The 20402-nt window shown below is 57.9% G+C and carries 23 protein-coding genes; 11 read left to right on the forward strand and 12 right to left on the reverse strand.

The genetic code is table 11. The features are described 5' to 3' along the window. Positions 1 to 181: 181 nt before the first annotated feature. From ELE36_RS12230 to ELE36_RS12255, 6 genes are all read right to left on the reverse strand, one after another. Positions 182 to 880 carry a VIT1/CCC1 transporter family protein gene (locus ELE36_RS12230; RefSeq protein ID WP_129833686.1) on the reverse strand — a complete coding sequence of 233 codons (699 nt, stop codon included), beginning with the start codon at positions 878 to 880 and terminating at the stop codon, positions 182 to 184. Positions 881 to 926: 46 nt separating this feature from the next. Further along, positions 927 to 1400 carry a hypothetical protein gene (locus ELE36_RS12235; RefSeq protein WP_129833688.1) on the reverse strand — a complete coding sequence of 158 codons (474 nt, stop codon included), beginning with the start codon at positions 1398 to 1400 and terminating at the stop codon, positions 927 to 929. Between the two features lie 92 nt (positions 1401 to 1492). Next, positions 1493 to 2212 (reverse strand): phosphate signaling complex protein PhoU, encoded by a 720-nt coding sequence (gene phoU, locus ELE36_RS12240; protein WP_129833690.1) that lies wholly within the window; start codon positions 2210 to 2212, stop codon positions 1493 to 1495. A gap of 301 nt (positions 2213 to 2513) precedes the next feature. Next, on the reverse strand, positions 2514 to 3341 hold the full coding sequence (gene pstB, locus ELE36_RS12245) for a phosphate ABC transporter ATP-binding protein PstB (RefSeq protein ID WP_129833692.1): 828 nt from the start codon (positions 3339 to 3341) through the stop codon (positions 2514 to 2516). A gap of 20 nt (positions 3342 to 3361) precedes the next feature. Next, a complete protein-coding gene (pstA, locus tag ELE36_RS12250) occupies positions 3362 to 4693 on the reverse strand; it encodes a phosphate ABC transporter permease PstA (RefSeq protein WP_129833694.1) in 1332 nt (443 codons plus the stop codon). Beyond that, positions 4690 to 5787 carry an ABC transporter permease subunit gene (locus ELE36_RS12255; protein ID WP_129833696.1) on the reverse strand — a complete coding sequence of 366 codons (1098 nt, stop codon included), beginning with the start codon at positions 5785 to 5787 and terminating at the stop codon, positions 4690 to 4692. Before ELE36_RS12255 ends, pstA begins: the two co-directional genes overlap by 4 nt. Positions 5788 to 5918: 131 nt before the next feature. Here ELE36_RS12255 and ELE36_RS12260 point away from each other — a divergent pair, with 131 nt between their 5' ends. From ELE36_RS12260 to ELE36_RS12280, 5 genes are all read left to right on the forward strand, one after another. Beyond that, complete coding sequence (locus tag ELE36_RS12260) at positions 5919 to 7094, forward strand: glycosyltransferase family 4 protein (protein ID WP_129833698.1); 1176 nt, start codon at positions 5919 to 5921, stop codon at positions 7092 to 7094. Next, positions 7091 to 7648, forward strand: a complete 558-nt coding sequence (locus ELE36_RS12265; protein ID WP_129833700.1) for a phosphatase PAP2 family protein — start codon at positions 7091 to 7093, stop codon at positions 7646 to 7648. Before ELE36_RS12260 ends, ELE36_RS12265 begins: the two co-directional genes overlap by 4 nt. Positions 7649 to 7701: 53 nt before the next feature. Continuing rightward, complete coding sequence (locus ELE36_RS12270) at positions 7702 to 7980, forward strand: type II toxin-antitoxin system RelE/ParE family toxin (protein ID WP_129833702.1); 279 nt, start codon at positions 7702 to 7704, stop codon at positions 7978 to 7980. Positions 7981 to 7990: 10 nt separating this feature from the next. Next, on the forward strand, positions 7991 to 8269 hold the full coding sequence (locus ELE36_RS12275) for a HigA family addiction module antitoxin (protein ID WP_129833704.1): 279 nt from the start codon (positions 7991 to 7993) through the stop codon (positions 8267 to 8269). A gap of 111 nt (positions 8270 to 8380) precedes the next feature. Next, complete coding sequence (locus tag ELE36_RS12280; protein WP_129833706.1) at positions 8381 to 8845, forward strand: hypothetical protein; 465 nt, start codon at positions 8381 to 8383, stop codon at positions 8843 to 8845. 93 nt (positions 8846 to 8938) lie between these two features. Here the strand turns inward: ELE36_RS12280 and ELE36_RS12285 are convergent, their stop codons facing one another. The 3 genes from ELE36_RS12285 to ELE36_RS12295 form a co-directional block, all read right to left on the reverse strand. Next, on the reverse strand, positions 8939 to 10057 hold the full coding sequence (locus ELE36_RS12285; RefSeq protein WP_129833708.1) for a serine hydrolase domain-containing protein: 1119 nt from the start codon (positions 10055 to 10057) through the stop codon (positions 8939 to 8941). Between the two features lie 88 nt (positions 10058 to 10145). Next, positions 10146 to 10487 (reverse strand): YbjQ family protein, encoded by a 342-nt coding sequence (locus ELE36_RS12290; RefSeq protein WP_129833710.1) that lies wholly within the window; start codon positions 10485 to 10487, stop codon positions 10146 to 10148. Between the two features lie 88 nt (positions 10488 to 10575). After that, on the reverse strand, positions 10576 to 12390 hold the full coding sequence (locus ELE36_RS12295; RefSeq protein WP_129833712.1) for a DUF885 domain-containing protein: 1815 nt from the start codon (positions 12388 to 12390) through the stop codon (positions 10576 to 10578). 161 nt (positions 12391 to 12551) lie between these two features. Here ELE36_RS12295 and ELE36_RS12300 point away from each other — a divergent pair, with 161 nt between their 5' ends. Continuing rightward, positions 12552 to 13424, forward strand: a complete 873-nt coding sequence (locus ELE36_RS12300) for a 23S rRNA (adenine(2030)-N(6))-methyltransferase RlmJ (RefSeq protein ID WP_129833714.1) — start codon at positions 12552 to 12554, stop codon at positions 13422 to 13424. Positions 13425 to 13671: 247 nt separating this feature from the next. Here ELE36_RS12300 and ELE36_RS12305 read toward each other — a convergent pair whose 3' ends face one another. Both ELE36_RS12305 and ELE36_RS12310 read right to left on the reverse strand, forming a co-directional pair. Continuing rightward, positions 13672 to 14199 (reverse strand): REP-associated tyrosine transposase, encoded by a 528-nt coding sequence (locus ELE36_RS12305; RefSeq protein WP_129833716.1) that lies wholly within the window; start codon positions 14197 to 14199, stop codon positions 13672 to 13674. Positions 14200 to 14450: 251 nt separating this feature from the next. Continuing rightward, positions 14451 to 14900, reverse strand: a complete 450-nt coding sequence (locus ELE36_RS12310; protein WP_129833718.1) for a GNAT family N-acetyltransferase — start codon at positions 14898 to 14900, stop codon at positions 14451 to 14453. Between ELE36_RS12310 and ELE36_RS12315 the strand changes: the two genes are divergently transcribed. Then, on the forward strand, positions 14899 to 15411 hold the full coding sequence (locus tag ELE36_RS12315; RefSeq protein ID WP_129833720.1) for a Slp family lipoprotein: 513 nt from the start codon (positions 14899 to 14901) through the stop codon (positions 15409 to 15411). The genes ELE36_RS12310 and ELE36_RS12315 overlap by 2 nt on opposite strands. A gap of 65 nt (positions 15412 to 15476) precedes the next feature. Then, a complete protein-coding gene (locus ELE36_RS12320) occupies positions 15477 to 15830 on the forward strand; it encodes a DUF4288 domain-containing protein (protein WP_129833722.1) in 354 nt (117 codons plus the stop codon). Here ELE36_RS12320 and ELE36_RS12325 read toward each other — a convergent pair. Beyond that, entirely contained in the window at positions 15827 to 16735 is a 909-nt protein-coding gene (locus tag ELE36_RS12325) for a cation diffusion facilitator family transporter (RefSeq protein WP_129833724.1), read from the reverse strand. The genes ELE36_RS12320 and ELE36_RS12325 overlap by 4 nt on opposite strands. 190 nt (positions 16736 to 16925) lie before the next feature. On the opposite strand from ELE36_RS12325, the gene ELE36_RS12330 reads away from it, so the two are divergent. The 3 genes from ELE36_RS12330 (at position 16926) to ELE36_RS12340 (ending at position 20384) form a co-directional block, all read left to right on the forward strand. Then, entirely contained in the window at positions 16926 to 17939 is a 1014-nt protein-coding gene (locus ELE36_RS12330; RefSeq protein ID WP_129833726.1) for an NADP-dependent oxidoreductase, read from the forward strand. Between the two features lie 50 nt (positions 17940 to 17989). Next, on the forward strand, positions 17990 to 18463 hold the full coding sequence (locus ELE36_RS12335) for a hypothetical protein (RefSeq protein ID WP_129833728.1): 474 nt from the start codon (positions 17990 to 17992) through the stop codon (positions 18461 to 18463). Between the two features lie 79 nt (positions 18464 to 18542). Then, positions 18543 to 20384 carry an acyl-CoA dehydrogenase gene (locus tag ELE36_RS12340; RefSeq protein ID WP_129833730.1) on the forward strand — a complete coding sequence of 614 codons (1842 nt, stop codon included), beginning with the start codon at positions 18543 to 18545 and terminating at the stop codon, positions 20382 to 20384. The last annotated feature ends 18 nt before the right edge of the window (positions 20385 to 20402 follow it).

Below are 20402 nucleotides of genomic sequence, written 5' to 3' on the forward strand. Positions count from 1 at the left end.
AATGGGCGATGATAGACCGCACGCCAACGGCTATTGTTCAAACACGCCGAGGAAAATCCGATCGAACCCGCTGCAGTCCGCCGGTTTAACGCTGCTCTAGTCTTGGATGGCTGCGGCTCCTGCCTGCGTACAGGCACGAAACGCTAACACGGGTTACATGAGCGCCCCGTTAAAACCCAAGCTAGATCACGGTGCCAAACAACTTGCCGATGCCCGCGGTGATCGCCATCGCCAGCGCGCCCCAGAACGTCACTCGCCACGCTGCTGTCAAAATACTGGACCCGCCGACTCGCGCCGCCACCACACCGAGCAAGGCGAGAAAAATGAGCGAAGTTGTCGACACCCAGAGGATCAAACCCTGTGCGGATGACAATGCAATGACCACGAGCGGCAACGCCGCGCCGAGCGCAAAACTTGCGGCGGATGCCAGCGCCGCCTGAATCGGACGTGCGCGCAGGGCCGGTGATATGCCGAGCTCGTCGCGAGCGTGCGCACCCAGCGCGTCGTGCGCTGATAATTGCTCGGCGACTTGTTTTGCCAGGCTCGGCTCGAGTCCACGCGCGACATAAATCCCGGTGAGTTCGCGTTGTTCCGCGATCGGATCGGCAGCGAGCTCAGCGCGTTCGCGCGCGAGATCTGCCTCCTCCGAATCAGCCTGCGAATGCACCGAAACATATTCGCCCGCCGCCATCGACATCGCGCCAGCCACGAGCCCAGCGACACCGGTCAGCAGAATATTGCCGTGACTCGCACTCGCTGCGGCGACGCCGATGACCAGGCTCGCGGTGGAAACGATGCCGTCGTTCGCACCGAGCACGGCGGCGCGCAACCAGCCGATACGCTGGGTGTGATGGATTTCACGGTGAGTATGGCGAGCCATCGATTTCCTCGAATTATTGGTCGATCTGCGGATCAGAAATATCGCATCACGCGCGCATGCCAAGTTCGCGCCAGTGCCTGCACACGCCGACAGCGTAGCCCAGCCCCAGGCCGAGACAAAGCAGCGAAGTGACAACGATGAAAATGTTGATGCTGCGACAATCACCGCAGATATTCGCGAGCGCATCGGCGCGCCACAGAATCAACGGAATGAATGCCAGCCCGCGCAGGATCAGGATGCCGGCAATACCAAGCAGCATGCCGCGCAACAGCGGCAAACGACGCAGCAAGCCTGCGCCGGAAAAAGCATAGGCCGCGAAAAAAATCAGCAGGGTCGCGATCAACACACAACTGATCGGCGCATGCAGATCGCCATTGCGCGCCATTTGCACCAAACCACGCGGAGCGCCGAAAAAGGCGTACCACTGCGGGCCGCCGAGCGGAATCAGCAGATGCAGCAACGCGCCGCACGATGCGATGACACCCGACCAAAACAGATACGGATTTTTTGCGCCAAACATCGTTGACTCCCTGCATGTTGCGAGGGGAGAGCTTAGCGGAAAACGCAGGATTTATTTTCAGACGTCCCGCTCGCGCGAGCCGCGTGACAATTTCACTGCGCGGTCGACGATAGCCCATCCTCGCGTGCAATACGCGTGTGTCGCACATCCTTGCCGCGCACGATGTAGATCACGTGTTCGCACAGATTCTTGCAACGGTCGCCGATACGTTCGAGCGAACGCGCCGACCACAGTAGGTTCAACGCTGGCGGAATATGCGCCGGATCGGAAGTCATGAGTGCGACCAGGGCGCGCATCAGATCGTCGTATTTGATATCGACTTTTCGATCACGCCGGATCACTTCGATCGCCAGTGTTTCATCGGCACGCGCAAACGCATCGAGCGCGCCGCGCAACATCTCGCGCACCATCTGGCCGATCTGTTCGAGCTTGAGCAGCAGGCCGTCGTCGAGATGTTCGTCCACGGCTTTTTCGCCCATGCGCGCGATACGCTGGGCTTCATCACCGATGCGCTCGATGTCGGCGACCATCTTCATCACCGCCATCACCAGGCGCAGATCCGACGCCGCGGGTTGACGTCGCGCGAGGATGAACATGCACTCTTCATCGAGCTGCAACTCGGCGGCATTGACGCGATCCTCGCGCTCGTACACACCCGCAGCATTGCGTGCATCGCGCTCGGCGAAGATACGCAAGGACGCCGACAATTGTTCCTCCACCAGACCGCCCATCGCGAGCAACTTGCGACTGAGGTCTTCGAGCTCGGAATTGAACTGGCGCGAGATGTGCTGGGTGAGATGCAGGGGATCCATGATGTCCTGTGGCGGTGTGGTTTTTATGATTTTAGGTGATAAGAAAATTTTGCGTGGCTACGAAATCTATCAAACATAAAAGTAGCCGTCGTTCCAGCGAAGGCTGGAATCCATTTTGACTTTAGCGCTTGCGGGGTGAAAGTGTCGCGAGGCATGGCAAGATCAAAATGGATCCCAACCTTCGCTGGGATGACGAGCAAATAAAAAAAACAACACGATGGAATCGAGCTTCGCGCTTCGCGCTTCCTGATTTTGCCACGACTCAGTTTTCAAAATAATGTCGGCACACAATTATTTTGCGTCAGCGAAATTTCCCGGTGATGTAATCCTCAGTCTCGCGACGCTGCGGATTGGTGAATACGCTGTCGGTATCGCCGAACTCGAGCACGCGACCCTGATACATGAACGCGGTGTAGTCGGCGACACGCGCGGCCTGCTGCATATTGTGCGTCACCACGAGCACGGTGTAGCGCTGCGCGAGTTGATGCACGAGCTCCTCGAAACGCAAGGTGGAAATCGGATCGAGCATCGATGCGGGTTCATCCATCAGCAGAATTTCCGGCTCCACCGCGAGTGCGCGCGCAATCACCAGACGTTGCTGCTGGCCGCTGGAAAGTATCAGCGCATCTTCGTGCAATCGCGTCGCCACTTCGTCCCACAGTCCGACGACTTTCAATACCGATTCGATACGTTCATCGAGTTCACGCCGCCGCCGCAAACCGGCCAGGCGCAATCCATACGCAACATTGTCGTATACCGTCAGCGGAAATGGATTCGGTTTCTGGAACACCATGCCGACCCTACGGCGCAACTCCGGCACCGGCAAATCGCCGCCGTGAATATCGCTGCCGGCAAGTTTCACGCTGCCGCTGACACGACACCCGTCAACCTCGTCGTTGAGCCGGTTGCAGCAACGCAGGAACGTGGATTTTCCGCAGCCGCTCGGCCCGACCAACGCGGTGACATGCCGCGCCGGCACGGACAAATTCAGCGCATGCAAAATCTGTCGATCGCCGTAAAACAGATTCAATGCCTGCGCCTGCAATGCCAGGGTTTTTCCGGCAAGCAAATCCGTGCGCATGACCGGCAATACGCTGGCATTCAATGGCTGGGAAAAATCATTCGGCATCGTTACTGCTGACTCTCGATTCAATAACTCAGGCTGCGATAACGCGCACGCAGGCGATTGCGCAACAGGATCGCGCACAGGTTCAACGCGACTACGGCGAGTAACAAAACCAGGGCGCACGCATACGCCCGCGGCTCGGCGCGCCACGCATCGGCGCCCTGCAACGCGGTATCGTAAACCTGATAACCGAGGTGCATGAATTCGCGAGTGGGATGCAGATACGGAAACTGCGCATCGACCACACCGGCCGGCGCGAGCTTGACCACGCCGACCAGCATCAGCGGCGCAACCTCACCCGCCGCGCGCGCGATCGCCAGCACGAGGCCGGTCAATAACGCCGGACGCGCCAGCGGCAGCAACAGATGCCACAAGGTTTCCGCGCGTGTCGCACCAAGCGCGAGCGAACCATCACGCAGACTTTGCGGCACGCGCGCCAAGCCTTCTTCGGCGGTCACGATCACGACGGGCAAGGTCAGCAATGCCAACGTCAACGCAGCCCACAACAGGCCGCCACTACCGAAGGTCGGCGTCGGCAAACGTTCGCTGTAAAATAGCTGATCGATCGATCCGCCGATCTGATGCACGAACAACGCCAGCCCGATCAAGCCGTAGATGATCGACGGCACACCCGCGAGATTATTCACCGCGCTGCGCAAGATCCGCGCGCGCCGGCTGCTCGCCGCCTGCTCATGCAGATACACCGCGGCAAGCACACCGAGCGGCATTACCAGCACGCTCATGAGCAACACCAACATCACCGTGCCGACAAGCGCCGGCAGGATGCCACCGCCCGGATTCGCCGACGTCGGACCGGTGCTCAGAAAGCGCCAGAGCTGGCTCGCGAATTCGCCGAATCGTTGCCAGTATCCATCTGCATTTGCGACTCGCAGACGATAGATTTCGTTCGCATCAAGGGTGATGCCATGCGACGGATCATCCTGCGACAACAGCAATGATGCGTGTGCTGCGATGGCGTTTTGCAGCAGTGCGATATCGATGCGGGTGAATAGCAATCGGCCATCGTTCAATTCGATTTCGACGACATCGGCAGGTTGGCTGCGCGCGACGATCTGCGCCAGACGCACGCGCTGATAACTTTCGCCGATACGTACCGGTTCGGAGCTGCGCAAGATCAGCACATCGCCATCCTGATCGAGCACCTGCGCGAGCACATCATGCCGTTGCCCGTCGGCTTCGATACGCAAACTTTCCACCGGTTTCGGCCAGAATGCGGTCAGGCCGTTCACTGCGAGGATGCCGATCAGGCCGAGCATCGCGAGCACACACACGCTGACGCATGCAGCGCTGAGCCACACCCCGGCCTCGGGAATAAATACGCGCATGCGACTCATGCTGTAGCGCTGCCCGAGCGCAGGCGATTGCGCAACAACGCGGCGAGAGAATGCAACACAAACGTCGCCGCAAACAGGATCAGCGCCGACAGCAACAGCAACCGAAACTGCGCGCTATGTGGCGCCGCCTGCGGCGCTTCGATCGCGATATTCGCGGTGACTGCGCGCAATCCATCCAGCGCATGCCACGACAACAACGGCGTATTGCCGCTGGCCATCAGCACGATCATGCTTTCGCCGAGCGCGCGACCGATGCCGAGCAAAACTGCGGCGAGCAAACCCGAGCCTGCCGCCGGAAGAATCAACGTGGTCAGCGCCTGCCAGCGATTTGCACCGAGCGCATACGCGCCATGTGCGAGCGCGCGCGGCACACTGAGCAATGCATCCTCGGCCAGAGCAAACACCGTCGGCACCATCGCCAGACCGAGGGTCATGCCGATCAGCAAACCATTCCATGGCGAGGCCGGATCGAACAACAACCGCGTCCAGGTTTCGGTCGAGTCGGTAGAAAAAAATACCAGCACGCAAACCAGCACCACCAGCGGCAACATCAGCAACGGTTGCCAACCTTCGACGACACGCACCCAGCGCGATGGAATCAAACGCTGCCACAAACACATGCCGAGCAACATCACGCCGGGCAATAACAACAAGCAGGCGAACAGCGCCGACAACCCGGCGTACAACCGCGGCGCCAGCCACAACACCGCGATCAGGCCGAGCAAGACCGTCGGCACGGCGTTGAGAATTTCAAGTGACGGGCGAATCCACGCACGCAATCGGGCGCTACTGAATTGCGCGCAATAAATCGCTGCACCGAGGCCGAGCGGCACGCCAAACAACATCGCATAAACCGTGGCCTTGAGACTGCCGAACAACAGCGGCCACAGCGTTTCCGATCCGGCGCTCGCACTCAGCGGCCAGAGTTGCCACAGCAGATACAGCGGAATCGCGGCGATCGCGAGCAACACGACGGCGGCGCCTAATCCGGCACCACGCCGCAACCAGCGCTCGCGACGCAGGCGCAACGGCAGCCGCGCGTTAGCACGCGCCGCTACAACACCGACGGAATTTGGGTTCGTAATTACAGGCATAACACACGTTAAAAACTGTTTGTGACGTTCATGTTACAACGCGGCCGCACTGTCATCGCTTGTTCATGCGATTGTCACCGCGCCTTCAACTGCGTGACCTAGTGTGCATCAAGCGCCCGGAGGCCACGAACATGCGCATCGCGATCGTTACCGAGACTTATCCGCCCGAAGTAAATGGTGTCGCCTTGACCGTCGCCGGGCTGGCGCATGGTCTGGCCGGCGCCGGACATCAGGTGCAACTGGTGCGTCCGCGACAGATCGAAAATACCTCCAAAAATATTTTGGCGACGGAATCGAACATCGCAAAAGCGAAACCCGGCCAATCTCAGATCGATGAAGTGCTCGTGCGCGGCGCCGGTCTGCCACGATATCCGGGATTGCGTTTCGGCCTGCCTGCCGCAAGAAAACTCAAAGCGCTATGGCGCGCGCAACGCCCGGATGCGATCTATGTCGCTACCGAAGGCCCGTTGGGCTATTCGGCACTGCGCGCGGCAAGTGCTCTCGGCATTCCGGCCAGCACCGGATTTCATACGCGCTTCGATGATTTTGCGCGTCATTACGGACTCGGATTTCTCACGCCGCTGGTGTTCGCTTATCTGCGTCGTTTTCACGAGCGCGGTCACGCCACATTGGTGCCGACTACCGAACTTGCGCAGTTCCTCACGTCGAACGGTTTCAGCAACGTGCAACTGCTGCGCCGCGCCGTGGATACCCAATTGTTCAGTCCGCTGCGTCGCGATGAAACATTGCGCGCGCAGTGGGGATTAAACCCGCAGGATCTCGCGGTGCTGTATGTCGGGCGAATCGCGCCGGAGAAAAATCTGGCGGTGTGTGTCGCGGCATTTCGCGAAATCCAGCGGCAGCAACCGAATACGCGTTACATCTGGATCGGCGATGGTCCAGCGCGTGCGCAACTCGCGGCGGAGAATCCGGATTTCATTTTCACCGGCATCCAGCGCGGCGAAACCCTTGCACGTTTTTATGCGAGCTGCGATCTGTTCCTGTTTCCGAGCATCACCGAAACTTTCGGCAACGTCACGCTCGAAGCGATGGCCAGCGGCCTGCCGACGGTGGCGTTCGACTACGGCGCCGCACGCGAACACCTGCTCGATCATTGTGGCCGACGGGTGCCGTTCGCCGATGCGGCCGCGTTCATCGCGGCTAGCGTGCACCTCGCCGCCGCGCACGATATACGACGCGACATGCGCAACGCCGCACGCGCCGCCGTGGCCGAACTGAATCCACACGCCGTCACCGCGAGTTTTTCCGATCTGCTCGCCAACCTCGCTACGCGGAGAGCCGCATGAGCACACTCGAACTCTGGCAAAACCTCGAAGCCCGCAGCGGCGAATGGCGACTCTGCCTGGCCTGCAATCGCTGGGGTACACGCCGCGCCATCATCCGCTTTTTCAGCGCGATCAGCCGCCTCGGCGACGGTGTGTTCTGGTATACCTTGATGGCCACGATCGCTATCTTCGGCGGCGCCCGCGCGCATATCGCCGCATTGCATATGGCACTGATCGGCATCACCGCCGCGCTGCTATATCGCACCCTGAAACGCTGGACACGTCGGCCGCGCCCGTTCCGCACGCACAGCCAGATCATCGCCCACATCGCGCCGCTCGACGAGTTCAGTTTTCCGTCTGGCCACACCTTGCACGCGGTGTGCTTCAGCAGCGTCGCGATCACCTACTTTCCGCTGCTGGCGTTCGTGCTCGTGCCGTTTACTTTGCTCGTGGCGGTATCGCGCGTGGTGCTTGGCCTGCATTATCCGAGTGATGTGCTGGCGGCGACGTTGATCGGGTTTGGTTTGACGGCAGTATCGTTTGGTCTGGCGCCGAGCCTGATCGCGCTGATTTAGCCCAATCATATCTGCAACGTTGCGAAGCGTATCGCATCGCGATACGCTAGATCATGATTCGCGGATTTCGCCACAAGGGACTGGAAGCCTTTTTCCGCTTGGGTACATCGCGCGGAATTCAAGCTGCGCACGCACCAAAAATCGGCCGCATTCTGTCGCTACTCGACGCCGCATCAGCACCGCACGATCTTGATCTTCCTGGCTATCGTCTGCATGAACTCAAAGGACGCGACAAAGGCACGTGGTCGGTTTGGGTGAACGGAAACTGGCGAATCACGTTCAAGTTTTCCGCTGCGGATGCTGAACTTGTCGATTATCTTGACTATCACTGAGATCAAGCCCATGAAAAACCATCCGCACCCCGGCGAGCTGCTACGCGAAGACGTGCTCAAGCCACTCGCACTGCAAGTCACAGAGGCCGCACGCCGCCTCGGTATGTCACGCGTTTCGTTATCGCGAGTGCTGAATGGACGTGCCGCGATCAGCCCCGATCTTGCGGTTCGACTGGAACGTGCAGGCGTAAGCACGGCGCGCGCATGGATCACACTGCAGGCGAATTACGATTTGTGGTTAGCCGAGCAACGCCAGCAACCACGCGTAGAACCGCTGCAGGCGGCGTGATTGTCAGGTGATGCTAATCAAATGGCTCGGCGTAGTACGGAATTCGCCATGTCTGTAATATTAGACATTCAATCGACATAATTATCGTCTTTCGATGCTCAGGGATAGACAATGAAATTTGTAAAAATTTTTCTGATTACATTTTGCACATTATTTGGCATTCCGATCAGTCAGCAGTGCGATGCGGCCACGCTGATCATGATGTTTGATTTGGTCAAGACGAGCAATCAGAACAAACCCAGCGATGTCATCGAGTTTGTCCAAAGATTCAAGTTGAAAAATATCGACACTGGCAGCACTTATAAGAGCAGTGCAACGCGTGCGAATCAAGTAGCTGTATTCGATATTCCGCAAGGCAATTACTGTCTTTATTCCGTCAATCTTTACGTAAATATGGAATTGGAATATTGCAAAAGTCCAAATTTTCGCGTGGAGGAAGGGAAGATCAATAATGCTGGAAAGTGGCGGCTCGGCTATTCCTACGAATCACATACCATGTTGCTTGTATATGCGTTCAAGGATCCAGATGCGGTTGTTTCGCGCGCGCGCGAAACAGACGGCAACCTGTTCGACTAAGCAGGCTTTGTGCACATAGACCGAATATCATTTGTTGTGTAGTCGATGCAGCACTTGGGCCTTGCACAATCGTCTTTGAGTGGCATAGAAATCTCAATGCGTGTCCAGCGCCGCATACACAGTCGTCGAAAATTTGCCGGGATCGACCCACTCGCTATTGGTCATGACGACCACGCCGCGTTTTTCATGCGGGTAGATCACGAGGCGCGTGCGGGTTTTTTCCTGCTCGCCATCGTGCGAGATCTTGAGTTTGCCTGACTTGTCGATCTGCACGACGAAGCCGAGTCCGCGCTCGGTCAACTCGCCGTTCTTCAGCGTTTGCGGCGTCCACATTTCAGTCTCGATCTTGCTTGAAACCAGCCGATGATTGATCAGGCCTGCGGCGAAATTGGCGAAGTCGTCGATGTTGGAAATGAATCCGCCGCCACCAAGTTTCCAGCTGACATCGGTGTCGCTCGAACGCTCGATTTTTTCATCGTGTTTGCGATAGCCGACCGCGCGATTCGGAATATTCAGCCACTGATAATCCGGCCGCAGCGTGACCAAACCCAGCGGTTGTCCGATGCTTTCGCTCACCTGAGTGGCAAACGCCTGTTTGCCCGCGCGTTGTACGACGGCGCTCAGCAAAATAAAGCCGTGCGTGGAATAGGAATATTTCTCACCGGGCGGATTTACCAGCGGCGATTCCTTGAACGTATCCAGCGCAAGAATCACATCAGCGAACGGATGCGGCATCGCATAACTGCGCTGGGTACGAATAACCTTGCCGTTGTCGTAGTGGACGATACCGCTCTGATGATCGAGCAGTTCGCGCGTGGTAATGGTGACGCCCTTGTCCGGAAATTCCGGCACGAGCTTGCGCACGTCGGCATCGATATTCAGCGCATTTTTCTGCACCAGTTGCATCGTGGCGATAGCGGTGAGCATCTTCGAGCACGAGGCCCAGCGGAACATCGTGTCGGTCGTCACCGGAATATTTTTTTCGCGATCCGCGAGGCCGTAGCCCTTGCTGTAGACGACCTTGCCGTTTTCAACGATGCCGACCGCGACACCAACGACATGCTGGTTTTTCATCTCGGCCTCGACTGCTGCATCGACGGCAATAGCGCGGTCTCTCGACAAGCCACCGATGGTCGGCGCGCGGGCCAGCGCGATGTCGCTGCAAACCAGTAAAACCAGCAGCGAAGCAAAAACCGAGCGACGCAAGATCATGGCAAACTCCAAACACGACGAGTGTCCGGATTATGCGTGCGTGCGCGCCGGATATCGAGTGCGCGCACGCATCACTGCCGCAGCAAAATCAACCGCGATTGCCATCCGCCACCACGACCACCGCGGTGCCGTAGCAGAGCACTTCGGTCAGGCCCGCCATGATTTCAGTGGCGTCGTAGCGCATGGCGACGATGGCATTGGCGCCGAGTTTCATCGCGTGCTGGCACATGGTCTGGTAGGTTTCCGCACGTGCCTGTTCACACAGGTTGGTGTAGATCGTGATGTTGCCGCCGAACAGGGTTTGCAGCCCGCCGATAAAACTGCCGACCACCGAGCGCGACCGCACGGTGATGCCACGTACCACACCCAGGCTGCGCGTGATGGTGTAGCCCGGCAAATCCATCGTTGTTGTCACCATCGCATTTTGCATTTCGACTCTCCGTTATCGAACTCGTTGTTGTCGATGCGCGACTCGCCACGCTTGCACATGACGAGTCGCTTGCATCGGAATCCGCGTTTTATTTCTGCGTCGCGATCCAGTCATCGATCACACGCTGCAGCAGCTCCAGCGGCAGCGCGCCGTGGATCAGCACCTGATCGTGGAATTGCTTGATATCGAATTTCGACCCGAGTTGCTGTTTGGCTTTTTCGCGCAACTCGAGAATTTTCAGCATGCCGACTTTGTACGCCAGCGCCTGCCCCGGATCGACGATGTAGCGTTCGATCTCAGCGGTGACATCGCTCTCGGCCATGCCGGTGTTTTCCATCATGTAGCTGATTGCTTGTTCACGCGTCCAGTGTTTGTAGTGAATGCCGCTGTCGACCACGAGGCGCACCGCACGCATCATTTCGTCGCGCAGGCGACCGAGATTATCCAGCGGATTTTTCTCGAAACCGAGTTCCCACGCCAGACGTTCCGAATACAGCGCCCAGCCTTCGACGTACGCGGTGAACGGCAGTACGCGACGGAAGAACGGCACGCCGGTCAATTCCTGCGCGACCGAAATCTGGAAATGATGACCCGGAATTCCCTCGTGATATGCCAGCGAGCGCATCGCGAATTTCGGTGTTTCGTTGGTGTCGCGCATATTGGCGTAGAACACGCCGGGGCGCGTGCCATCGAACGATCCACCTTCGTAATACGCACCCGGCGCGGTGGCCTGCGCGAATTCGGGCACAGCCTGCACTTCGACGCCGAGTTTCGGGCGCACATCGAAAGTGTTGCCGAGGCCGGCATTCACTTCATCCAGAATCGCCTGATACTGCTTGAGCATCGCGGCCTTGCCTTCCGCCGTGTTCGGAAACAGTTGCGCCGGATCTTTCGCCAACTGCTGCACGCGCGGGCCGATCGGGCCATCGCTCAGACCTTGGCCTTTGAGGATTTCATCCATCTCGGTGGTGATGCGCGCGACTTCGCTCAGGCCGAGTTGATGCACCTGCTCCGGCGTCATGTCGGTGGTGGTTTCCTCGCGCACGCGATAGGCGTAATACGCATCGCCGTTCGGCAGACGCCAGGCGCCGTCGTTGCTTTGCGCTTTCGGCTGCAGTTGCGTGAAATAGTCGATGAGTTTCTTGTACGCCGGGTACACACTTTGCTGGATCGCCTGATCGACGCCAGCGAGCAGCGAGTCGCGTTTGGCCTGATCGAGTTTATCCGCCGGAATCTTGTCGAGCTTGGTCTTGAAACTTACGTATAGCGGATTTTCCTTGGACGGTTTGGCCGTAAAGCCGTCCATTTGCTTGAGCACTTCCTCAACCGTGAATTTCGGCGGGATGATGTTCTTGCTTTCGCGCAGACGCAGACCTTCGATCACCTGATCGAACTTGAGCGGAAACTTGTTGAGGCGCGCGATATAGTTTTTCGCATCGCCTTCCGATTTCACCTGGTGCGTGCCGGTCATGAAATTGGTCAGCGAGGTCTGGATGCCGAACATCTGGTTGACCGGGAAATCGTAATCGCGGAACTGATCGCCTTCGACCTGGATGCGCAGGAAATATTCGAGCACATCGTAGGAAAGCTGACCCTCGCGATCGAGCTTGCTGCGATCGTATTGCAGCAACATGGCGTGATCATCCTTGACCAATTGCACCTGTTTCGCTTCGTGCGCGACCGAGGCGTCATCGAACTTGTCGCTGTAGAAATCCAGCGACGGCGGCAGGATGCGCATGCTGCTGAGCATTTCCGGGCTGTCCAGCGCGAACTGCGCGAATACACGATCGTAGAACCAGTCGACCTTGTACGGTTTGAAATAAATCACATGAATCAGAAACCCACCCACCAAAACCACGACCAGCAAGATCAGCCGCAGCAGCCATTTGAAAAAGGTTTTCATTACCATCTCCCCGGAAAAGTGCGGCTACTGTAACAACTGCGACGCGCTTTTGATAAGCCGAAAGTCATGCCGCCCCGCGCCTCAGTGCGTAATCTTTGCGCAACCCAGCGCGCCAGGCCGTCGTTATACTTGGCGCACCTGCACTCTTTCGCTCGCCACGCATGAATTACCGTCACGCCTTCCACGCCGGAAACTTCGCCGATGTCCTCAAGCACACCGTGCTGCTGGGTCTGCTCGATGCGCTGAAGGCCAAGTCCACGCCATTCTGCTACATCGACACGCATGCCGGCGCAGGCTGCTACGACCTGCGCGACGAAGAAGCCAACAAAACCGGCGAACATCTGGCTGGTGTACAACGTTTACTCGCGGTAAAAAATCCACCGGCATTGTTGCAGCGCTATCTCGATGAACTACTCGCGCTGAATCGCGAGAAGATGAGTGAAGATGAGATGCCAGCCGATGGCGCGATCTCGATTTATCCGGGTTCACCGCTGCTGGCGAGTCGTTGCATGCGCGAAGGCGATCGCGCGCAACTGTGCGAGCTGCAAACCGACGAGGCGCACAAGCTGCGCCAACTTATGCGCAACGATCCGCGCATCGCCGTGCATCAGCGCGATGGTTACGAAGCACTGAAAGCGTTTGTGCCGCCGAAGGAACGTCGCGGCCTCGTACTGATTGATCCGCCGTTTGAGGCCCAGGACGATGAGTTCCGCATCATCGAATCCGCGCTGGCCAACGCCCATGCGCGCTGGCCGACCGGCATGTATGCGGTGTGGTATCCGATCAAATTGCGCCAGCAAATCATGCCGTTCCAGCGCTGGTTCAAGAGCTGCGGAATCCGCAAGGTGCTGGTGACAGAGTTGTTGCTGCAACCCGATACCTCACCGCTGCGCCTGAACGGCTGCGGCATGCTGCTGATCAATCCGCCGTGGCAATTCGATCGGCAGCTCGAACAATTGATGCCGGTCTTGCTGCGTGAGTTGGCTACCGCTGCGGGGAGTAGTTGGTCGCTGGAGTGGCTGGTTGGCGAGTAGCGTTTTGAGCGTTTTGTCGGAAGGCGCTTTGCTTTTCCGACCTACCATCGACGATTTGTTCAGGCCAAACTCGTAGGTCGGATGAGCGGCAAAGCCGCGTTATCCGACATTCGTGCAATGGAATGAAATCGGCAATTGTCGGAAGGCGCTTTGCTTTTCCGACCTACGCATTCCGAACAGTCCGTCTATCCATATATGTCGATTCGTAGGTCGGATGAGCGGCACAGCCGCGTTATCCGACAATAAACTATCTCTCGCCCGCAACAAAAATATTCGACACGCCGGCCCAATTCGGCGGATAGATCCCCACGTCGACATATCGATGAAACGTCGAATACGACCAATCCGCAACCCGTTGCACCAACCCATGCTTGAGCGGGTTGATATGCACGTAATCGACATGCGCGGCATAGTCACGTTCGTCGCGAATCGTGTGTTCCCAGAATCGACGCTGCCAGATACCACGTTCCCCCTTACGCAACCGCACCGCAGACAGTTGTTCGGTTTTCGGCAAGGTTTTGGCAAAGGCGATTTTGATCGCTTTCCAGCGCGCTGAATAATCCGTGTCACCGGGCGGTAGTGTCCAGATGCAATGCGTATGATCGGGCAGCACCGTCCACGCATCGATATGGAAAGGTTTTCGCGCGCGTACCTGTCGCACCGCTTCGCGGAAAGCGTCGATATTTTCAGTCAGCAATCGACTGCTTCGATCAAGCAGATTGACCGTGAAAAAATACGTCCCACCCGGAACCCGATTACGTCGATATTGTGACATGCGCCAATTATGCCGACATTGATCCAACGCCGTAGGTCGGATGAGAGGCACAGCCGCGTTATCCGACAATGACACGATGAATTCGAGTCGGTACGGCGAGCGTGAAGCATCCCAGTCGTTACAGTTGCAGATGGGCCAGATTCGTAGGTCGGATGAGCGGCAGAGCCGCGTTATCCGACATTCGTGCCATGGACTCGAACCGGCAATTGTCGGAAGGCGCTTCGCTTTTCCGACCTACCTCGTTGCTTTATTTATCGGCGCAGCAAAGCCTCGGCATCGAAGCGTTCCATGAATCGATCCGGTGCGGCGAGCGTGGTGAAACCAAACTGCGCATACAGGCCGTGCGCATCGAGCGTCGCCAGCATGAAGCGCCGCAGCCTTTGCAACTGCGGATGGGCGAGTACGAATTGCATGAGCCGTTTGCTGATGCCCTGCCCGCGGCGTTCAGCGATCACAAATACATCAGCGAGATAACCGACACCGACGTAATCCGTCACCACGCGCGCGAACGCGATTTGCGCGCCTTCGCTGTAAACGCCGAAACATAACGAATTGGCGATGCCGGTCGCGACCAGCTCGCGCGCGATGCCCGGCACCCAATACGAGTCCTCACTGAGAAATCGGTGGATCAAATCAATATCCAGCAAGGCCGGATCGGTGGAGAATAGCAACGCCTGATCCCGCCACTCGACTATCGTCATGACACTACTCCGCATATTTTTGAATCGTCATTTTCCCACCCTCGTTTTGACCGCAGCGCTGGCCGGTTGCGCGCAGGCGCCGGTGCTGCAGACCAGCGTGATCGCGGTGAACGATGCGCCGCAAGCCGTCGCCGCCGCGCCGGAACGTTATCACGATGCCGAAATCGTCTGGGGCGGTTCGATCATCGCCGTGCGCAATAGCAACGACAGCAGCGAGATCGAAATCCTCGCTTATCCGCTCAACGAAGGCCAGCGCCCTTTGCTCGACAAACCGACCGAAGGCCGCTTCATCGCGGTGCTGCCGGGTTATGTCGAAAGCCTCGATTATCCGCAAGGCCGATTCGCAACCTTCAGCGGCCATTTGCTCGGTGTGCGTTCAGGCCAGATCGATGAACACGAAGTCGCGTATCCGTTGTTGCAGGTCGCCAATCATCATCTGTGGCGACAGGGATTTCAGAACGAAGGACCCCAGTTTCATTTTGGTGTCGGGATTGGCGTGGGGATTCATTGAATTCGGGCATAAGAATTCGCGGCCCGCGCGGCTCCATACTTACTCGAAATCAAGGTAATGCGCAGATGAAAGAATGGTATTCGGTCAAAGGCCTATTCCGCTGGTATTTCAAATCTAATGGCAAAACAGATCGCATTGAAGAACGCGTGTTGTTGTTCAAAGCCAGCGATTTTGATGACGCGCTGAATCTCGCCGAGCGCGAAGCAACGAAGTATTGCGCCTTGGATCGAAAGGCCAATTTTTCCATCGAGCCAGTAGGCTGGTGGCACGCATATTGGATTGGCGACGAACCAGCATCGGGCGCCGAAGTATTCTCTCGCGGATGTGAAACGAATCTCGAAGCACAAGCGTTCGTGCGCCGCTACTATCCGAAGTCACATCACGGATCGGCCAACAAGCCAAAGCGTTCAGTGAGTTAATCCGAAACATCCGGCTCGAAAAACGACCAGCGGATTTCCGGGAACTGCGTTTTCATCGCCGCCTCAACACGATTGATATCGAGCACCAGTCCGCGGCCATCGGTGCCGCCGCGCATCTCGGCTTTCACAGCCACCATCACGTCGGGGCCGAGCTGCAAGGTGATGACATTGAATACTTTCTGCACTTCGGGCTGGGCCGAGACAAATTCTTCGATCGCCATTTTCAGCTTGGGCTCCGCGCTCTGACCGATCAGCAAGGCCTGCACTTCGTAACCGACGAAGATCGCGACGATAAACAGCAGCGCACCGATCAGCATGCTGCCGCAGGCGTCGTAGATCGGGTTGCCGGTGACCCAAGTGAGCAGCACCGCGATCAGCGCCACGATCAGGCATGTGAGCGCGGCGAGGTCTTCGCCGAAGATCACGATCAGCTCGCTCTGCCGGCTCTCACGGAACCAGCGCCACAGGCTCATTTCGCCGCGCGCCTTGTTGACCTCGTGCATGCAGCCCCACATCGAAAAACCTTCGGCAACGATGCTGAAACCGAGCACGCCGATCGCCAGCAGCGGCCAGCGCATCGGTTCCGGTGCGGTGAATTTGTGGATGCCTTCGTAAACCGAAAAAATGCCGCCGAAACTGAAAAGAAACAGCGCGACCAGAAACGACCAGAAGTACACGGCCTTGCCATAACCGAGCGGGAAATCCGGCGACGCCGGGCGTTTCGCCACGCGCATGCCGAACAGCAACATGATCTGGTTGCCGCAATCCGCGAGCGAATGCACAGCCTCGGCCAGCATTGAACCAGAGCCGGTGATGAAAGCAGCAACCAGCTTGCTGACGAAGATCAGGAAATTCGCGCCGAGCGCGTAGAACACGGTTTTGACTGAATCCGCTTTGGCCGACATGCACCGATTGCCCTGCAGTTTTGATCGTCAAAGTGTAGCATTGCGATGTTGTCGCCTTGCGCCTGGCGCCTCATCGTCGATACTGCCGATGGCGCATGTCGCGCAGGTATCGCAACCAATACGATCAACCGTTTTCAACCCGCCAATTTGTGCGCGGGATTTCACCATTCTTCGACTAAGGAAAAATCCGATGGGTACGATCACGAATCGACAAGTGCTGTTGGCTGCGCGCCCGAGTGGCCTGCCGAAAGCCAGCGACTGGCAGATGCAAAGTGTTGCGGTGGGCTCGCCCGGTGCCGGCCAGGTATTGGTGCGCGTGGTGTACCTGTCGCTCGATCCGGCGATGCGCGGCTGGATGAACGATGCACGCTCCTACATCGCGCCGGTCGGCATTGGCGAGGTCATGCGCGCCGGCGGTATCGGTCGTGTGGTTGAATCGAACGATGAAAAATTCGCGGCCGGCGATTGGGTCGGCGGCGGATTCGGCGTGCAGGAATATGCCGTGCTCAACGCCAAACATCTGGAAAAAATCGACGTCAGCAAACTCGCGCCGACCGTGCATCTGAATGTACTCGGCATGCCCGGCATGACCGCCTATTTCGGCTTGTTCGATGTCGGCCAACCGAAGGCCGGTGAAGTGGTGCTGGTATCCGGTGCATCCGGCGCGGTTGGCGCGACGGTTGGACAATTGGCCAAGCTGCACGGCTGCCGTGTGATCGGCATTGCTGGCGGCCCACAAAAATGCGCGTACGTGAAAGACGAACTCGGCTTCGATGACGTGATCGACTACAAATCCGAGGAACTGCATGTCGGCTTGAAGCGCACGTGCCCGCAAGGCATCGATGTGTATTTCGACAACGTCGGCGGCGACACGCTGGAAGCTGCGCTCGCGCGTATCCGCCTGAACGCACGCATCGTGATTTGCGGCGCGATCTCGCAATACAACGCGACCAGCGCGGTCAAGGGCCCGGCCAATTATTTGTCGTTGCTGGTCAATCGTGCGCGCATGCAGGGCATGGTCGTGTTCGATTATGCGGCGCGTTACCACGAGGGCCGCGCGGCGATGTTGCCGTTGTTGCTCGAAGGCAAACTGAAATCGCGCGAGGATGTGGTCACGGGCATCGAGAACTTCAACGATTCTTTGTTGATGCTGTTCAGCGGCGCCAACAACGGCAAGCTGGTGTTGCAGATTGCGGATGAGTGATTGCGATTGAGTGCATTTCTATCCACATAAATCGCGTTAGGCCCAATCACATGAAACCGATCGCTGTGACATTCATCCTCGTTGCTCTTGGCGCGTGCAGCTCTGTTAACCCGCCTTTGCAGTCGATCAAAGCCCCGTTGCCGCAAATCGCTGCAGCGGAGTACGCGTTGGATAGAGAAACATTCCTAGAAATGCTTCGTAGCATCGGGGGCTCGAATGCATTGGACTGCGGAGTCTTTCGTCCTTCTGTAGGAAACAATTCGCAAGGCATTCCGTGTATTCGCAAAGCGTGGGAAGAGCATCGCGCTTTCACCATCGCAAACGAATATCGCGAAGGGTATTGCCCAAACCTTGTCGGATATGCCGGGGATGCGAAAGGGCGTGTGTATCTAGTTCAGTCATGCCCGGATCGCGACCACGTAAACGGCAAAGCGCTGTCTCCATCCATCTTTCAATGTCCGCAATACCTTCCTCCATCGACACAATTCGGTGATGGGCAATGCAGCGTATTGGACAGTGTCTAACTGTGCTGAAAGTGACTTCACGTCAACGCCAACCAACCCCACCACGCGGGGTTTTTCGTAACACCACAGGAATGCCACGATGTCTTTGCTGTTATCGCGTCGCGATCTGGATTTTTTATTGTACGAGTGGCTGCATGTCGAAACGCTGACCAAGCGCACGCGTTTTGCCGATCACGCGCGCGAAACCTTTGATGCGGCGCTGGATGCCGCGGAGAAAATCGCTCGCGAACAATTCGCACCGCACAATAAAAAAGCCGATCAGCAGGAACCGTGGTTCGACGGTGAACACGTGCATCTGATTCCCGAGCAGAAGGTTGCGCTGGATGCGTTTTGTGCGGCGGGATTCATGGCCGCTGCGCAGGATGCCGAACTCGGCGGCATGCAGTTGCCGCATGTGCTGGAACAAGCCTGCCACGCCTACTTTTTTGCGGCCAACGTCGCCACCAGCGCCTACGTTCTGCTGACTATCGGCAATGCCAGCGCAGTGCTCACACATGGCACGCCGGAACAAATCGGAGCCTTCGCCAAACCCGCCTTCGACGGACGTTTTTTCGGCACGATGTGTTTATCGGAACCGCAGGCCGGATCGTCGCTGGCCGACATCCGCACGCGCGCCGAAACCGACGGCGATTCCGCATTCGGTCCGCGTTATCGACTGTTCGGCAACAAGATGTGGATCTCCGCGGGCGAGCATGAGCATGCGGAAAACATCGTGCATCTGGTGCTGGCGAAAATCCCCGGCGAGGATGGCAAACCGATTCCCGGTGTGAAAGGTATTTCGCTGTTCATCGTGCCGAAAAAACTCATCCATGCCGATGGCACGGTCGGCGAGCGCAACGACATCACGCTGGCTGGGCTCAATCACAAGATGGGTTATCGCGGCACCACCAATTGCCTGCTGAATTTCGGCGAAGGCAGTTTCACGCCCGAAGGCAAAGCCGGCGCGATCGGTTACCGCATCGGCAACGCACATCAGGGCCTCGCCTACATGTTCCACATGATGAACGGCGCGCGCATCGGCGTCGGCCTCGGCGCGACCATGCTCGGCTACACCGGTTATCTGCACGCACTTGAGTACGCGCGCGGACGTCCGCAGGGCCGCGCCGCCACGGCCAAGGATCCGGCCAGCGCGCAGATCAATATCATTGAACACACCGATGTGCGGCGCATGTTGCTCGCGCAGAAATCCTACGTTGAAGGCGCCCTCGCGCTGAATCTATATTGCGCGCGTTTACTCGACGAGGAGAAAACCGGCGACGACGAAATCGCGCGCAAGCACGCAACTCTGCTGCTGGATATTCTCACGCCGATCGCGAAAAGCTGGCCGTCGCAATGGTGTCTCGCGGCGAACGATCTGGCGATCCAGGTGCACGGTGGCTACGGCTACACACGCGACTACAACGTCGAGCAGTTCTATCGCGACAACCGCCTCAATCCGATCCACGAAGGCACGCACGGCATCCAGGCGCTCGACCTGCTCGGGCGCAAAGTGGTGATGCAGAATGGCGCAGCGCTGCATGCGCTCGGCGACATCATCCAACACAGTATTCGCAACGCCGCGACAATCGCGCACGTCGAAGTCAACGCGTTTGCGCATGAACTCAGCACGCGCTTGCACACGCTGTTCGATGTCACAAAACAACTGCACGGCAGCGGCGACGTCGCGCGCACCTTGGCGAATGCGACGGTGTACCTCGAAGCCTTCGGCCACATCGTGATGGCGTGGATCTGGCTCGAACAGGCGACGATTGCGGCGCAAGCAATGGCTTCGGCTACAACGGAAGATGCCGCGTTTTATCACGGCAAACTGCAGGCGGCGCGCTATTTCCAGCGCTGGGAATTACCAAAAGTCGATGCACAACTTGCACTGCTGGCGGCGCTCGACACAACCACGCTGGATATGCAGAACAACTGGTTCTGAAGCTCGGTCGACCGCATA

It is taken from the genome of Pseudolysobacter antarcticus (genome assembly GCF_004168365.1).
Lineage (GTDB): Bacteria > Pseudomonadota > Gammaproteobacteria > Xanthomonadales > Rhodanobacteraceae > Pseudolysobacter > Pseudolysobacter antarcticus.

Excerpts from the sequence above, each read along its gene's own strand:
- ELE36_RS12230 (WP_129833686.1), bottom strand. The coding sequence starts at position 880 with ATGGCTCGCCATACTCACCGTGAAATCCATCACACCCAGCGTATCGGC.
- ELE36_RS12235 (WP_129833688.1), bottom strand. The coding sequence starts at position 1,400 with ATGTTTGGCGCAAAAAATCCGTATCTGTTTTGGTCGGGTGTCATCGCA.
- phoU (WP_129833690.1), bottom strand. The coding sequence starts at position 2,212 with ATGGATCCCCTGCATCTCACCCAGCACATCTCGCGCCAGTTCAATTCC.
- pstB (WP_129833692.1), bottom strand. The coding sequence starts at position 3,341 with ATGCCGAATGATTTTTCCCAGCCATTGAATGCCAGCGTATTGCCGGTC.
- pstA (WP_129833694.1), bottom strand. The coding sequence starts at position 4,693 with ATGAGTCGCATGCGCGTATTTATTCCCGAGGCCGGGGTGTGGCTCAGC.
- ELE36_RS12255 (WP_129833696.1), bottom strand. The coding sequence starts at position 5,787 with ATGCCTGTAATTACGAACCCAAATTCCGTCGGTGTTGTAGCGGCGCGT.
- ELE36_RS12260 (WP_129833698.1), top strand. The coding sequence starts at position 5,919 with ATGCGCATCGCGATCGTTACCGAGACTTATCCGCCCGAAGTAAATGGT.
- ELE36_RS12265 (WP_129833700.1), top strand. The coding sequence starts at position 7,091 with ATGAGCACACTCGAACTCTGGCAAAACCTCGAAGCCCGCAGCGGCGAA.
- ELE36_RS12270 (WP_129833702.1), top strand. The coding sequence starts at position 7,702 with ATGATTCGCGGATTTCGCCACAAGGGACTGGAAGCCTTTTTCCGCTTG.
- ELE36_RS12275 (WP_129833704.1), top strand. The coding sequence starts at position 7,991 with ATGAAAAACCATCCGCACCCCGGCGAGCTGCTACGCGAAGACGTGCTC.
- ELE36_RS12280 (WP_129833706.1), top strand. The coding sequence starts at position 8,381 with ATGAAATTTGTAAAAATTTTTCTGATTACATTTTGCACATTATTTGGC.
- ELE36_RS12285 (WP_129833708.1), bottom strand. The coding sequence starts at position 10,057 with ATGATCTTGCGTCGCTCGGTTTTTGCTTCGCTGCTGGTTTTACTGGTT.
- ELE36_RS12290 (WP_129833710.1), bottom strand. The coding sequence starts at position 10,487 with ATGCAAAATGCGATGGTGACAACAACGATGGATTTGCCGGGCTACACC.
- ELE36_RS12295 (WP_129833712.1), bottom strand. The coding sequence starts at position 12,390 with ATGAAAACCTTTTTCAAATGGCTGCTGCGGCTGATCTTGCTGGTCGTG.
- ELE36_RS12300 (WP_129833714.1), top strand. The coding sequence starts at position 12,552 with ATGAATTACCGTCACGCCTTCCACGCCGGAAACTTCGCCGATGTCCTC.
- ELE36_RS12305 (WP_129833716.1), bottom strand. The coding sequence starts at position 14,199 with ATGTCACAATATCGACGTAATCGGGTTCCGGGTGGGACGTATTTTTTC.
- ELE36_RS12315 (WP_129833720.1), top strand. The coding sequence starts at position 14,899 with ATGACACTACTCCGCATATTTTTGAATCGTCATTTTCCCACCCTCGTT.
- ELE36_RS12310 (WP_129833718.1), bottom strand. The coding sequence starts at position 14,900 with ATGACGATAGTCGAGTGGCGGGATCAGGCGTTGCTATTCTCCACCGAT.
- ELE36_RS12320 (WP_129833722.1), top strand. The coding sequence starts at position 15,477 with ATGAAAGAATGGTATTCGGTCAAAGGCCTATTCCGCTGGTATTTCAAA.
- ELE36_RS12325 (WP_129833724.1), bottom strand. The coding sequence starts at position 16,735 with ATGTCGGCCAAAGCGGATTCAGTCAAAACCGTGTTCTACGCGCTCGGC.
- ELE36_RS12330 (WP_129833726.1), top strand. The coding sequence starts at position 16,926 with ATGGGTACGATCACGAATCGACAAGTGCTGTTGGCTGCGCGCCCGAGT.
- ELE36_RS12335 (WP_129833728.1), top strand. The coding sequence starts at position 17,990 with ATGAAACCGATCGCTGTGACATTCATCCTCGTTGCTCTTGGCGCGTGC.
- ELE36_RS12340 (WP_129833730.1), top strand. The coding sequence starts at position 18,543 with ATGTCTTTGCTGTTATCGCGTCGCGATCTGGATTTTTTATTGTACGAG.